The following is a 13,514-nucleotide window of genomic DNA, read 5'->3' on the forward strand; positions in this document are numbered from 1 at the left end:
AAAAACGGGCCTTCTGGCCCGTTTTGCTATGTGATCCCCACCTTTCACGCCTCGACCGGTTCTGCGTCAGGGGCCCTCGGGGCAGGCTGCTTGAGCAGCAGCATCAGGGCGCTGGCGATCAGCAGGAAGATACCCATCACGTAGAACACCTGGTTGTAGGCCATGATGGCCGCCTCGCGGCTGATGGTGTTCGACAGCATGGCCCGGGCCTGCAACTGGGCCTGCTCCGGCCCGGCTCCCTGGGCCATCATGGTCTGGGCCAACTGCATCAGATAGGCCTGCCCCTCGATGCTGGTGGCGGCCAGGGTGCTGCCGATCTGGCTGACATGAGTCCGGGTGTCGTTGTCGATCAGGGTGGCGATGATGGCGATGCCGAAGGCGCCCCCCAGGTTGCGCAGCACGTTGAGCAGGGTCGAGGAGGAGGGGATCTCGTCCGGCGTCAGGCTGGCGGTCGCCACCAGGGAGAGGGGCACCATGATGAAGGGCTGCCCCAGGGCCCGCACGATGAGGGACTGGATCAGCTGGGGCCCGGCGTAGTCGGCATTCATGTTCACGTTCATGAAGCAGCTGATGGCGAAGACCAGAAAACCGAAGCTCACCAGATAGCGCGGATCTATCTTGTGGGTCAGCTTGGGCACCAGGGGGAGCACCAGCAACTGGGGCAACCCCATCCACATCAGCACTTCACCGATTTCCAGGGCGTTGTAATTGTGGATCTGGGTCATGTAGAGGGGCAGCACATAGATGGAGCCCATCAACCCCATACCGAGTACCAGGTAGGCGAAGCAGGCCAGGGCGAAGCGCGGGTTGTGCAGCAGCCGCAGGTTGACCAGGGGGTGGCGGCGCAGCAACTGGCTGATGACGAAGAACACCAGGGCCACCACCGAGATGACGGTGAGCCGCACGATGAAGCTCGAGCCGAACCAGTCCTCCCGGTTGCCCTCTTCCAGCACCACCTCCAGGAGGCCGAGACCCACCGCCATGGTGAGGATACCGATGAGATCCACCCGCTTGATCACCTCCCAGTCCACGGGCTTCCTGTCCAGCCCGTGGGCCAGCATGGCCATGACCAGCAGACCGGGCGGCACGTTCAGATAGAAGATGTAGTGCCAGGACATCTGCTCCGTCAGCCAGCCCCCCAGGGTCGGGCCGATGGCGGGGGCGAAGGTGGCGCACAGGCCGAACAGCGCCATGCCGGTGGCTCGCTTGTGCAGCGGCAGCAGGCTGACGATGAGGGAGAAGGCCATGGGGATCAGGGCCCCGCCGGTAAAGCCCTGCAGCGCCCGAAAGACGATCATGCTGGTGAGGTTCCAGCTGAACGAGCAGAGCACGGAGGCGACGATGAAGGCGCCCGTGGTCCACAGCAGGTAGCGCCGCACGCTCAGTCCCCGGCTCAGCCAGCCGCTCAGCGGTATGGCGATCATCTCCGCCACCAGATAGGAGGTGGAGATCCAGGAGCTCTCGCTCAGGGTGGCCGAGAGTGCCCCCTGAATGTCTTTCAGGGAGGCGTTGGTGATCTGGATGTCGAGGATGGCCATGAAGGCGCCGATGAGGCCCCCCATGACCGCGATCCAGTTGCGGCGTGGTATGGCGTCCATCAGTGGGCGGCCACCACGGGATCAGGGGTGCGGGTGTCGACGATCACCTCGGTGGAGAGGCCGGGCAGCAGCTTGCCCGCCAGGGCGCCCGGATCCGGGATACGGATCTTGACCGGTACCCGCTGCACGATTTTGGTGAAGTTGCCGGTGGCGTTCTCCGGCGGCAGCAGGGCGAACTTGGCGCCGGTGGCCGGAGAGAGGCTGTCGATGATCCCCTCGACCGGTTGATCCGGATAGGCATCCAGGATCACCTCCACCTTCTGGCCCGGCTGCATGTGCTGCAACTGGGTCTCCTTGAAGTTGGCCTCGACCCACACCTGGCTCAGTGGCACCAGGCTGGCCACCTGCATACCGGACTGGACGTAGAGCCCTTCCCGCAGGCTGCGCTTGCCGATGATGCCGTCAGCCGGGGCTCGCAGCTCGGTGTAGCCGAGTTCCAGCCTGGCTTGTTCAAGCTGGGCCTCGCTCAATGCCAGCCTGGCCTGGTTCTGCTTGGCTTCGGCATCCAGCACCAGCAGCCGCTCGCGGGCGGCCTGCAGGGCGGCCTTGGCCTCCAGTGCCTGGGCCTGGTTGACCTGCAAGCCGGCACGCACCTCGTCAAGGCTGTCCTGGGAGCTGTAGTGACGCTCATTGAGCTGGCTGACCCGGCGCACCTGCTGCTGGGCCCGGACCTGCTCGGCATTGGCCGAGCTGACTTTTGCCTCGGCTTGGCGGATGAGGCTCAACTGCTGGATACGGGTGGCGGCGAGGTTATCCGCCGTCGCCTGGTTGAGGTGCAGATCGGCCTCGGCCTCCGCCACCTTGGTCCTGTATTCGCGGTCGTCGAGCCGGGCGATGAGCTGGCCGGCCTTCACCGCCTGGTTGTCGGTCACCAGCACTTCGCTGATGTAGCCGGAGAGCTTGGAGCCGATGCCGGTCACTTCGCTTTGCAGGTAGGCGTTGTCGGTGCTTTCGAAGTAGCGGCCATGCAGATACCAGTAACCGGCAAACAGCAGGCCGAGCAGGGCCAGCACCAGGGCGGCCAGCAGGGGGATCTTCTTGTGTTGACTCATGATATTGGTTTTCCTGAACTGTGGCGGGCAGGCTAACATCGTGCAACTGTTTCGATTAGTATCCATTCATGAGATATACAGTTTCACTGGTGAAACAATGGACCTGAATGCTGCCTTAATCCTCGTTCGTATCGTCGACAAGGGCTCCTTTACCGCCGCAGCCCAGGAGCTGGGCATGACCAAGGCGACGGTGAGCCGCCGCATCGCCGAGCTGGAGCAGCGTCTCGGCGCACGGCTGCTCTATCGCTCCACCCGGCAGCTCACCCTGACGGAAGCCGGTGAACAATATTATCTACGCTGCAGCAAGGCGGTGGAGGAGCTGGCCCAGGCCGAGCTGATGCTCAGTGCCAGCCAGCAGGAGGTGACGGGGACCCTCAAGCTGGCGGTGCCCATCGAGACGGGACAGCTGGTGGTGGGCAGGCTGGTGGCGAACTTCCTGCAAGCCTATCCGGGCATGAAGGTGGAGCTGGAGCTGACCAACCGCATCGTGGATCCCATCAGCGAGGGGCTGGATGCCATCGTGCGGGTCGGCGACATGAGCGACTCCAACCTGGCGGCGCGGCGTCTCTGGAGCACCGAGCGGCTGCTGTGCGCCAGCCCGGACTATCTGGCGCGCCACCCGGTGATCCAGAGGCCCGCCGATCTGGTGCATCACGAGCGGATCGCGGTCAGCACGGGGTTCCTCGCCTCGCACTGGTGTTTCGAGCTGGATGATCGCGAAGTGCTGGTGGATCCCCCGTCCCGCTTCCAGGTCAACAACATCACCTGTGCCAGGGAGGCGGCGAAGGCGGGGCTGGGGCTGGCTTCCCTGCCCGCCATGCTGTGCCATGATGAGCTGGCGAACGGGACGCTGGTCTCCTTGCTGCCGGAGTGGCAGCAACCCAGGGTACCCATCTACCTGCTGTTTCCCGAGCGGCGCCTGATGCCGCGCAAGCTGAGGGCATTCATCGATTTTCTGGTGGCCAACGGCCCGGCTTACGGCATCGACAAGCTGCTGTGAAGAGCCCGATGCGGCGATGATTGAACTGGCAAGGGTCTCGAGGACAACGTATGGAGCGGTGGATGAATCTGTATCGGGCATCTCGCTTCCGGAAGATGCTCGCCCTGGAATGATGGTAGTGCTGGTGATGACGGCACTGGCAAGGGTTTCGAGGACAACGTATGGAGCGGTGGATGAATCTGTATCGGGCATCTCACTCCCGGAAGATGCTCGCCCTGGAATGATGGTAGTGCTGGTGATGACGGCACTGGCAAGGGTTTCGAGGACAACGTATGGAGCGGTGGATGAATCTGTATCGGGCATCTCGCTCCCGGAAGATGCTCGCCCTGGAATAATGATGGTAGTGCTGGTGATGACGGCACTGGCAAGGGCTTCGAGGACAACGTATGGAGCGGTGGATGAATCTGTATCGGGCATCTCGCTCCCGGAAGATGCTCGCCCTGGAATGATGGTAGTGCTGGTGATGACGACACTGGCAAGGGTTTCGAGGACAACGTATGGATCAGTGGATTAACTTGTATCGCGCCTCTCACTCCCTGGAGGCGCATGCCCTGAAAGGGGCCTTGGAGGTAGAGGGAGTCAGGGTGCGCCTCAGCGGCGAAGGGCTCTCCGGCGCGCTCGGGGAGCTGCCGGTGGATCTGCTGCAAGTGACCCTGATGGTGAACGAGCGGGATCGTCAGCGGGCGGGCCGGATCATCGAGCGCTACCAGCAGCGCCAGGGCAACGGCTGGCTGTGCGGCCAGTGCGGGGAGGAGAACGGCGCCAACTTCGATATCTGCTGGCGCTGCCATCACGATCCCCAGGATCATTGAACGCCCCTCGCGCCCTCAGCGCAGGGTGAAGTCGATGTCATCCCCCGCATGGGCATCGTGGTAGGTGGCGAGATCCAGCTCCTTCTCGCTGCGGGCGATGAGCACGGAGACCAGGATGTCGCCGGAGACGTTGACCGTGGTGCGCGCCATGTCGAGGATCCGGTCTATGCCGGCGATGAGCGCCACCCCTTCCAGAGGCAGTCCCACGGCAGTGAGGGTCAGGGTCAGCAACATCAGCCCGGTACCGGGTGTGCCCGCCGTGCCGATGCTGGCCAGCGTGACGATGCTGATGATGGTCAGGTAGTCCACCAGATGCAGATCCACCCCGAAGGCCTGGGCCACGAACAGGGCGGTGACCCCCTGATAGAGGGCGGTGCCATCCATGTTGATGGTGGCGCCGATGGGCAGCACCTTGGCGGTGATGGCGGGGGAGACCCCGAGCCTGCGTTCGGCGCAGGCCAGGCTGATGGGCAGGGTACTGCTGCTTGAACTGCTGGTGAAGGCCACCGCCTGGGCATCGACGATGCTCTTGAAGTAGTGCAACGGGTTGAGGCGCGCCATCAGGAGCAGCAGGCCGCTGTAGACGCCGAGCACGTGGAGCAGGCAGCCGAGGTAGACGGCGCCGATCACCTTGAGCAGCGGCAACAGCAGGCTGACGCCGTACTTGCCGGTCATCCAGGCCATCAGGGCGCAGACGCCATAGGGGGCCAGCGCCATCACCATCTGGGTCAGCTTGAACATTCCCTCTGCCAGGGAGGTAAAGAACAGGATGGCGGGGCGGCCGCGTCGTCCGGTGGCGTTGAGGGCGAGAGCGAGGGCCACGGCGAACACGATCACCTGCAATATCTTGCCATCGCCCATGGCCTGCACCGGGTTGCGCGGCACCAGGTGGCTCAGCACGCTGGCCAGGGTAGGTTGCTGTGCCATGGCGCCCCGTTCATAAGGACCCATGTTGGCGCCCATGCCCGGTTCCAGCAGCCAGCCCATCATCAGGCCGATGCAGATGGCGACGGCGGTGGAGCAGAGATAGAAGCCGATGGCCTTGCCGGCGATGCGGTCGAGCCGCTTGCCCTTGAGCAGGGCGGTGAGGCCTGCCAGGACGGAACAGAAGATGAGGGGCACCATCAGCATCTGGATGGTGTTGACGAACAGGACGCCGATGGGCTTGAGCAGCAGGGCCTGCTCGCTGAAGCAGAGCCCCAGACCTATCCCGGTCAGCATGCCGAGCAGGGTCTTCAACCAGAGCGGGCGACGGGTCCAGATCCGCCAGGGTTTGAAGACCAATCCATGGAACAGCATGACGCCAATGTCCTTATTTTCTGTCTGCGGTGGCAAAAAGGGGCGACAGTGTAGCCATCCCCCCGTCAGGTTGCCACATTATCGACAAAGCGGCGCTCACGACCAGCCCGCTGGCGTTAAAAAAGGCGTTTTGTTGGCCTATATCAAGAACCCTCTCCGGGCTTCGGGCTTTAATTGTCATCTGACATGATGATTAAAGAGGTTTGAGATGCCCCAATCGATACACGGTCACGAAGTGATGGAGATGATGCTGGAGCAGGAGAGTCCGTTTACCCGGGCCAGCCTCAGGGCGGCGATCGCCTCGCGCTTCGGTGCCGAGGCCCGGTTCCACACCTGCAGCGCCAGCGAGATGGACGCTGACGCCCTGATCGACTTCCTGGCCAGGCGCGGCAAGTTCATCGACTCGGAGTCAGGGTTCCAGACCCGCGCCGACAAGATCTGCAACCACGGATGATCGCCAGTGGCGAGCGCGGTGGGGCCCTCGCCGAATCCCGCCACCTTTGTTATATTTCGCCCTCCTTCCCCTCTTGTTGAAAGGTTCTGCCCGGGCGCTCTATGGACACATTCTCCGCTGCCGTCATGCTGTTTCTGATCATGGATCCGCTGGGCAACCTGCCGGTCTTCCTCTCCATCCTGCGCCATGTCGACCCCAAGCGTCGACGCAAGGTAATGCTGCGGGAGCTGTTGTTTTCGCTGGTGATCATGATGGGCTTCCTGTTCGCCGGTCAGCAGATCCTGAGCTTCCTCAACCTGCGTCAGGAGGCGGTCAGCATCGCGGGGGGCATCATCCTCTTCCTCATCGCCATCAAGATGATCTTCCCGAGCCCCGGTGGCGTGACCGGGCTGGCGGCGGGGGAGGAGCCCTTCCTGGTGCCCATGGCCATCCCCATGATTGCGGGCCCCTCCATCCTGGCTTCCCTGCTGCTTCTGGCCAACCAGGAGCCGACCCGGATGGTGGACTGGTCATTGGCCCTGCTGATGGCCTGGGGGGCCAGCGCCGTGATCCTGATGTTCTACGAGCTGTTCAACAAGCTGCTGGGTGAGCGAGGACTCACCGCGGTGGAGCGGCTGATGGGCATGCTGCTGGTGATGATCTCGGTGCAGATGCTGCTGGACGGGGTACACCACTATCTGGCGGTGACGGGTCAGAACTGACGGGGCGAATGCTGATGTCAACGTGAAACGGGGCTTCTTGAGCCCCGTTTTTTTTGCGCGTCAGGCGGCAGCGGCCGGGCCGTCCGCCGAGGTTTCCAGCTTGCCCATGATGAGGGCGAGCAGGGTCTCCCGCAGCCAGCGGTGGCCCGGATCCTCCTCGTGGCGCTGATGCCAGATGAGCAGGTGGGAGATGCTGTCCAGGGCGATGGGCAGCGGCAGCGGCACCAGGGGATAGACCTGGGTGGCGTGGCGGGCGTAGAGGCGGGAGAGGGTCACTATCATGTCCGAGTGCATGCCCATGCGCAGGGCCGCCTCGAAGGAGGGCACGGTCGCCTCGATCCGGCGATAGAGATCCTGCTCCGCCAGCTTGTGATCCAGCATCCAGCGATCCCGCCCCTCGCAGTAGGTCTGCACGTGGGGGTAGGCGAGGTAACGGGCGAGATCCCACTCGGGCTCCTGCAAGGCAGGGTGATCCCGCTGCACCAGGCAGGTGAGATCGTCGATGGTGAGCAACCGCTGGCAGATGGCGTTGGGCAGGGTGTCGAGGCGAAAATCCGAATTGATGCAGTTCTCCCGCACCGTGAAGGCGATATCCACCTGGCCCTGGCTCATCTCGGTCAGGCTGTGCTCGGTCCACTCCTCGTAGCGCAGGCGGATGCCAGGGGCCTGACGCTTCAGTTCGCTCAGGTAGAGGGGGGCAAACAGGGTGAAGGCGCTGTCCATGCTGGCAATGACGAATTCCCGCTCCGTGCTGGCGGGATCGAAGTCCGGCGGCTGGATCAGGTTGTCCAGGGAGAGCAGTATGGGTTGTAGTTGCTGCTGGAGATCCAGGGCGCGGGGAGTGGGATCCATCCCGTAGGCCGAGCGCACGAACAGGGGATCGTCAAAGGTCTCCCGCAACCGTCCGAGGGCCTTGCTGACGGCGGACTGGCTCAGGTGCAAACGGCGTGCAGCCCGGCTGCCGTTGCGCTCTTCCAGCAAGACTTGCAGGATTATCAACAAATTAAGGTCTATGCGTGCAAGCTGCTCCAGCAACATGATATGAATCCTCTTCAATTCCTAGATGAATATATACCATTTGTTTTCATATCTTGGCGATCCTATGCTCGTCGGGTCTCTCGCCCTGGTGGCGGCTGGTACAGGATGTAGCGGTTGAGGGGACAAGTAGCACCGACTCATACGGCGGCCCATGGTCGCCGTATTTTTTTGCGCCTCGTCGCCGTTTTTGCGCGATTTTTTCGCCAACTTGCACCTGCCTTGATTTTGCCCAACAATCGATACGCTTTCTTTTGATACAACCTCCAGGTATCTAACAGTCAGGAGTCTCCCTATGGGACTGGGTGGCATTCATATCTGGCATCTGCTGATCCTGCTCGTGGTCGTCGTCGTGGTGTTTGGCAGCAAACGCCTGGCTGGCGCCGGTGAGGATCTGGGCACTGCCATCAGGGATTTTCGCAACGCCTTGCGCGACGATGACAATATCCGGAATAAGTAGGAGTGAACGTATGTCTGTAGACGAGAAAGTGGAACTGAACGAGACCTGTGACAGTTGTGGCTGTTTTGCCGAAATCGGCACCATCATCGGCGAAGGTGACGACGTCATGGAGCTGGTGATCGAGGCCGCTGCAGAAGCCGACGCCCGTGAGAAATTTGCAGCTTACGAGGCGCTGGCCAAGCAGGTCACTGCCGACGCCAAAAGCAGCAGCGAGCTGAGCCGGGGCCCGGATGGCGTGATCCTGAAGGCCCGCCTGCAATTCACCTGCACCGCCGAGAAGCTGATCTTCGAGATGCGCGCCCGCTCCCTCTGAGATCGTGATGACACGGCAGGCTTGCCTGCCGTCTTGCTCTGCCCCTCGCTTTTTCCCTCCCTTTGCGTTGTATAGTGAGTTATCCCACGGACGATCCGTTTTCCGTCCGGCATGCGCCGATCGGCAGAAGATCCCGCGACGCCCCATGACTTGGCGCAGGCGCCTTCTCTGACAGACCCGACGGTGCGCACCGGCCCACAGCGAGGTGGTTAAATCATGATGCGGCGATGGATCTGGGCCCTGCTGGCTCTCTGCTCTCTCCCTTTGCTGGCGGCGGATCTCAAGCCGCAGTTGCTGCCCCAGGCCGGTGATCTCGAACACATCCTGCAAAAAAAAGAGCTCAGGGCCCTGGTGGTCTATGAGCGGGGGTTTTTCTTTTTCGACAAGGGAGCCCAGTACGGCATCCTGGTCAATCAGCTTCAGGGATTCGAGCGCTGGTTGAACCAGACCTACCTGGCCAAGGAGAAGCTCAAGCTCAAGATCATTTATATCCCGGTGCGCCAGGACAAGCTGCTGGACTATCTGGCCGAGGGGCGCGGGGATCTGGTGGCCGCCAACCTGACGGTCACCCCCACCCGGCGCGAGCAGGTGACCTTCTCCCAGCCGCTGATCGCCCCCATCGAGGAGTGGGTGGTGAGCCAGCGGGAGCTCCCTGCCTTCAATCGCATCACCCAGCTGTCCGGCCGGCGGATCTGGGTGCGCGCCAGCTCCAGTTATTTCGAGAGCCTGCACCAGCTCAACTGGCTGTTTCGGGAGCTGGGGTTGCCCCCGGTCTACATCGAGACGGTTCCCGAATACCTGCAGGACGGGGACCTGCTGGAGATGGTGTCAGCCGGGATCATTCCGCTGACGGTCACCGACAGCTTCAAGGGGCGGATCTGGCTCGACATGATTGGCGGTCTCAAGGCCCACAGGCTGATACCGCTGCGGGACAAGGGGCGCAGCGCCTGGGCCCTGCGCAACAACAGCCCGGAGCTGCTCAAGGCGGTGAACGCCTACATCTCGGAGTCGAGCAAGCGGACCCTCTACAGTGACATGACATTGCGCCGCCTGCTGGCGCAGAGCGACCGCATGAGCAACATACTGGCGCCGGATCCGCTGGGGCGACTGTCGACCATTCGCAAGGTACTGGAGGCTCAGGCGGACAAGTATCAGCTGGACTGGCTGATGCTGGCCGCGCTGGCTTACAAGGAGTCGGGGCTCAATCCCAATGTCGGCTCTCACCGGGGGGCCGTCGGCATCATGCAACTGCTGCCGAGCACCGGCAAGGAGGTGGGGATCCGCGGTGCCAGACTCACCAGTCTGGAGGGCAATGTGGAGGCGGCCTGTCGCTACATGCGACTCATCCTGGACACCTACTTCAATGATCCCGGGATGGACAGGCTCAATCGCCATCTGTTCGCCCTGGCCGCCTACAATGCGGGTCCGAACCGGGTCCAGGCATTGCAGGCCAAGGCGGCCGACAAGGGGCTGGATCCGAACGTCTGGTTCGGCAATGTGGAGCAGCTGGTGGCCAACGACGTGGGCCAGGGGCCCATCAACTACGTTGGCACCATCTACAAATACTACGTGGCTTACCGTTTCAGCCTGCCCCAGCTGGAGGGCAAGTCAGAGGCCATCGAGGCGGTGCAGCCCTGAGCCTGTCAATGCTGGCCGGGGAGGGGATCCTCGTGATGCTGCGCAAGGGGTTCCCAGCCCAGATCCCGGTGCTGCTGGTACCAGGGCATCAACAGCCTGGCCGGGGTGGGATCCGGTTGGCTGGCATGAGGTCTCTGACTGAGGGAGGGGTGGTCGCGCAGTTCCATCATCGGCTCCTTGACACTGGGCTATCGGGGCGGTTGTCTGGGTTATGCCACCACCAGATGACAGGGAGATGACCCTTGATCCCCGCCGACTTTGCCTTGCTCGCCGATCCCGGCGCCGCCCTGAAGGCCCGATGCCAGTTGATCCGCCAGGCTCGCCACCGGATCCTCGCCCAGTATTACAGCTGGGAAGAGGACGGCAGCGGCAAGCTGCTGCTGGCGGAGCTGGTGCGGGCGGCCCGGCGCGGAGTGGTAGTGCAACTGCTCATCGATGATCTCTACGGCGGGGAGAACCGCTTTCTGGAGGCGGTGGCGGCGGAACCGGGCATCGAGGTGCGCCTGTTCAACCCCTTCTGGCTGCGGGGCTGGCGTCCCCTTACCTTGCTGCTGGAAGGGGTGCTGAGCTTTCGCCGCATCAATCACCGGATGCACAACAAGCTGCTGCTGGTGGATGGCAGCCAGGCGGTGATCGGCGGGCGCAATATTGGTGATCGTTACTTCGGGCTGGGGATGCCGCCTCACTTCATCGACCTGGATCTGGTCTGCCGCGGCCCCCTCTGTCAGCAGGCCGAGCAGGGATTCGCGCTGTTCTGGCACAGTCGCTGGAGCCACCCGGTCCGTCGCCTGTTGAGACGCCCCTTGCTGCCAGCCGAAACCCGGGCCCTGAACGATTTCCTGCTGACCCTGACCGACCCCGCCATGGCGGCCGCCTATGATCTGCCGGCCACTCTGTTTGATGAGTGCTCCGTTCCCCTTTGCTGGCATCCCGGGCGAGGGCAGTGCTGGTTCGATCGCCCCGGCAAGGGACTGGTCGCCCGGCCGACCACGGCGCCCCGGCTGGGACGCATGCTGGCGAGCAATCAGGGGGCCCTGAGGTTGGTGAGCCCTTACCTGATCCTGACACGGGGGCTGCGTCGCCGGCTCAAGGGGCAGCGACGGCAGGGGGTCGACATCGAGATCCTGACCAACTCCCTGGCCAGCACGGACGTGCCCCTGGTCTATGGCGCCTATCGACGTCACCGCCCCTGGCTCGAGCGTCAGGGGGTCAACCTGTTCGAGCTGACGACGGAGGCGTTCAGTCTGCATGCCAAGCTGATCCTGATGGGGAAGGAGGAGGCGCTGCTCGGCAGTTTCAACCTGGATCCCCGCTCCCTGATGCTCAACACCGAGTTGATGCTGCACCTCCATAGCCCGAGGTTGTGCGACGAGTTGCAGCAACTCATTGATGGCTGGTTGCAGCAGGCCGTGCACCCGGTGGCGGCGTCCCCCTCTGCATGGCGGCGCCTGCTGGCGCAATTGAGCGATTGGTTACCTTTGCATCGTTGGTTGTGAGTGGGATCCGCCTTGTGCGAGATCTCGCAAAGCCTTGTGCGTCTTCGAGGATAACGTTTGCCATCCAAAAACGGGACTGGATTGCATCGTATTGTTTTTAATCGATTTATATTAAGGGCGCCGTAACAATCCAGGCTCCTCGACTGCATAGAGGTGCGTGTAGAACGGTTTTTTATTTTATTTAACTGCGTAGTATCTCGAGTGCAAGGACAAACACGGTGGCTGGTCTGCCGTGTGGGTGACGGCAACAGGGGAAATGGGCCAACCGGATTGCTCCGGCAGGCGAGGCAGATCGGGAGCGGAAACCCGTGATGCCAGACAGACCCCGTGGTTGCGGGAGCCCAATATGGAACATGCTATTTGCGAGGGGGTGACATGCGAATGTTGCCCCATTTTTTTATGCCTGCCGTCCGTTTGCCCAATCAAAAAGACCGCCTGCTGGCGGTCTTTTGCGTGATGTCTCGGCGATCAGGCGAGGCCCGCCAGCAGACGACTCCAGTTGCGCTTGGCAACGAGGAAACCGTCTCGCAATGTGCGGTACTCCAGTTGCAGCCTGAGCCTGTCGTAGCGTGCGAGGGCTGTGCGCTTGCGCTGCTCCAGCAGTGACTTGCGGCTGGCATAGTAGTGCTGGATCTGCAGGCTCAGCTTGTCGTACTCCTCCTGCAGCAGTGCCTGCCAGCGTTCCCTGTCATCCTGCTTGTGCACTCTGGCCTGGGCGCGCTTGAGCTGCATCTCCAGCCTGGCCTGTTCGATGCGTTCCTCCGGGCAGGATCTCAGGTCTTTGGCGAGCCCGCACCAGGCGGCGGTGCGGATCAGCCACTTGGTGGGATCGAACTGCCACCACTGGATGCCGTTGCGGTAGTCGTTCTCGAACAGGTGATGGAAGTTGTGATAGCCCTCGCCAAAGGTGAAGAAGGCCAGGATGCCGTTGTCCCGGGCGCTGTTGCGATCCGTGAACGGCTGGCTGCCCCAGATGTGGGCCAGGGAGTTGATGAAGAAGGTGGTGTGATGGGTCATCACCATGCGCAGCACCCCGGCCAGCAGCATCATGCCGAGCAGATCCCCGTGCAAGAGGCCGAGCAGCAGCGGAATGCCGATGTTGGTGACCAGAGCCAGGGCCAGATAGTGCCTGTGCTGGAATGCGACCACGGGGTTGTTTTGCAGGTCGCGCACATTGCTGTAGTCGTGGTAGGTATCGCGCTGGTATTCCCGCAGCATCCAGCCGATGTGGGAGTACCAGAAGCCGCGACCCGCACTGTAGGGATCCTTCTGGTTGTCATCCACGTGGCGGTGGTGGCGACGATGATCCGAGGACCAGTGCAGCGCCGAGTTCTGCAGGGCGAGCGCGCCTCCGATGGCGAAGACCCATTGCAGGGCCGGGTGTGCCTTGTAGGCCTTGTGGGACCAGAGCCTGTGGTAGCCGGCGGTGATGGAGATGCCGCAATAGCAGAACAGCAGCAGGAAGCAGAGCCACTGCCATAGGTCGTAGCCCTGGCTCAGTCCATACCAGGGGACCGCTATCAGTGCCGTCAGCCCGGAGAGGGCGAACAGCAGGGTGTTGGTCATGATGATCGGGGGGCGGTCCATTTCACTCGGCTCCTTTCAGCGAACAGCTGTTCACTATTCTCCATTGAGCCGGAATGCGGGTCAATGGTA

The 13,514-nt window shown here is 62.5% G+C and carries 15 protein-coding genes; 9 read left to right on the plus strand and 6 right to left on the minus strand.

Annotated elements, in window-relative coordinates:
• Positions 1-44 precede the first annotated feature (44 nt).
• Positions 45-1,598, minus strand: a complete 1,554-nt coding sequence (locus tag AB7E19_RS13465) for a DHA2 family efflux MFS transporter permease subunit (protein ID WP_041214289.1) — start codon at positions 1,596-1,598, stop codon at positions 45-47.
• On the minus strand, positions 1,598-2,650 hold the full coding sequence (locus tag AB7E19_RS13470) for an HlyD family secretion protein (protein ID WP_039040403.1): 1,053 nt from the start codon (positions 2,648-2,650) through the stop codon (positions 1,598-1,600). The genes AB7E19_RS13465 and AB7E19_RS13470 overlap by 1 nt, the downstream gene beginning before the upstream one ends.
• 97 nt (positions 2,651-2,747) lie before the next feature.
• Between AB7E19_RS13470 and AB7E19_RS13475 the strand changes: the two genes are divergently transcribed.
• The 3 genes from AB7E19_RS13475 to AB7E19_RS13485 are packed head-to-tail and all read left to right on the plus strand — an operon-like array spanning position 2,748 to position 4,462.
• On the plus strand, positions 2,748-3,650 hold the full coding sequence (locus tag AB7E19_RS13475) for a LysR family transcriptional regulator (RefSeq protein ID WP_010672586.1): 903 nt from the start codon (positions 2,748-2,750) through the stop codon (positions 3,648-3,650).
• Positions 3,651-3,666: 16 nt separating this feature from the next.
• Positions 3,667-4,164, plus strand: coding sequence for a hypothetical protein (locus AB7E19_RS13480; protein ID WP_427935590.1), 498 nt, complete (start codon positions 3,667-3,669; stop codon positions 4,162-4,164).
• On the plus strand, positions 4,148-4,462 hold the full coding sequence (locus AB7E19_RS13485; RefSeq protein ID WP_010672587.1) for a DUF2007 domain-containing protein: 315 nt from the start codon (positions 4,148-4,150) through the stop codon (positions 4,460-4,462). Before AB7E19_RS13480 ends, AB7E19_RS13485 begins: the two co-directional genes overlap by 17 nt.
• Before the next feature lie 15 nt (positions 4,463-4,477).
• Here AB7E19_RS13485 and AB7E19_RS13490 read toward each other — a convergent pair whose 3' ends face one another.
• Entirely contained in the window at positions 4,478-5,761 is a 1,284-nt protein-coding gene (locus AB7E19_RS13490; protein ID WP_128271424.1) for a dicarboxylate/amino acid:cation symporter, read from the minus strand.
• Positions 5,762-5,969: 208 nt separating this feature from the next.
• Here AB7E19_RS13490 and AB7E19_RS13495 point away from each other — a divergent pair, with 208 nt between their 5' ends.
• Complete coding sequence (locus tag AB7E19_RS13495; protein WP_045522984.1) at positions 5,970-6,215, plus strand: YecH family metal-binding protein; 246 nt, start codon at positions 5,970-5,972, stop codon at positions 6,213-6,215.
• A 101-nt stretch (positions 6,216-6,316) separates the two neighbouring features.
• Positions 6,317-6,916, plus strand: a complete 600-nt coding sequence (locus AB7E19_RS13500) for a YhgN family NAAT transporter (protein WP_010672590.1) — start codon at positions 6,317-6,319, stop codon at positions 6,914-6,916.
• A gap of 60 nt (positions 6,917-6,976) precedes the next feature.
• On the opposite strand, the gene AB7E19_RS13505 is transcribed toward AB7E19_RS13500, so the two are convergent.
• A complete protein-coding gene (locus AB7E19_RS13505) occupies positions 6,977-7,954 on the minus strand; it encodes a LysR substrate-binding domain-containing protein (RefSeq protein ID WP_010672591.1) in 978 nt (325 codons plus the stop codon).
• A 292-nt stretch (positions 7,955-8,246) separates the two neighbouring features.
• Between AB7E19_RS13505 and tatA the strand changes: the two genes are divergently transcribed.
• From tatA to AB7E19_RS13520, 3 genes are all read left to right on the plus strand, one after another.
• Positions 8,247-8,411 carry a twin-arginine translocase TatA/TatE family subunit gene (gene tatA / locus AB7E19_RS13510; RefSeq protein WP_010672592.1) on the plus strand — a complete coding sequence of 55 codons (165 nt, stop codon included), beginning with the start codon at positions 8,247-8,249 and terminating at the stop codon, positions 8,409-8,411.
• Positions 8,412-8,421: 10 nt separating this feature from the next.
• A complete protein-coding gene (locus AB7E19_RS13515) occupies positions 8,422-8,724 on the plus strand; it encodes a YfcZ/YiiS family protein (protein WP_053288055.1) in 303 nt (100 codons plus the stop codon).
• 216 nt (positions 8,725-8,940) lie between these two features.
• Entirely contained in the window at positions 8,941-10,362 is a 1,422-nt protein-coding gene (locus tag AB7E19_RS13520; RefSeq protein ID WP_010672594.1) for a lytic transglycosylase F, read from the plus strand.
• A 5-nt stretch (positions 10,363-10,367) separates the two neighbouring features.
• On the opposite strand, the gene AB7E19_RS13525 is transcribed toward AB7E19_RS13520, so the two are convergent.
• Positions 10,368-10,529, minus strand: coding sequence for a hypothetical protein (locus tag AB7E19_RS13525; protein ID WP_010672595.1), 162 nt, complete (start codon positions 10,527-10,529; stop codon positions 10,368-10,370).
• Between the two features lie 75 nt (positions 10,530-10,604).
• Between AB7E19_RS13525 and AB7E19_RS13530 the strand changes: the two genes are divergently transcribed.
• Positions 10,605-11,858: a phospholipase D-like domain-containing protein gene (locus tag AB7E19_RS13530; protein ID WP_427935595.1), complete on the plus strand. Its 1,254-nt coding sequence runs from the start codon at positions 10,605-10,607 to the stop codon at positions 11,856-11,858.
• Between the two features lie 468 nt (positions 11,859-12,326).
• Here AB7E19_RS13530 and AB7E19_RS13535 read toward each other — a convergent pair whose 3' ends face one another.
• The gene (locus AB7E19_RS13535; protein ID WP_109422016.1) at positions 12,327-13,445 is read right to left on the minus strand and encodes a fatty acid desaturase; all 1,119 of its coding nucleotides are present in this window, start codon (positions 13,443-13,445) and stop codon (positions 12,327-12,329) included.
• Between the last annotated feature and the right edge of the window lie 69 nt (positions 13,446-13,514).

This window comes from Aeromonas sp. (assembly GCF_050252055.1).
Taxonomy (GTDB): Bacteria; Pseudomonadota; Gammaproteobacteria; order Enterobacterales; family Aeromonadaceae; genus Aeromonas; species Aeromonas caviae.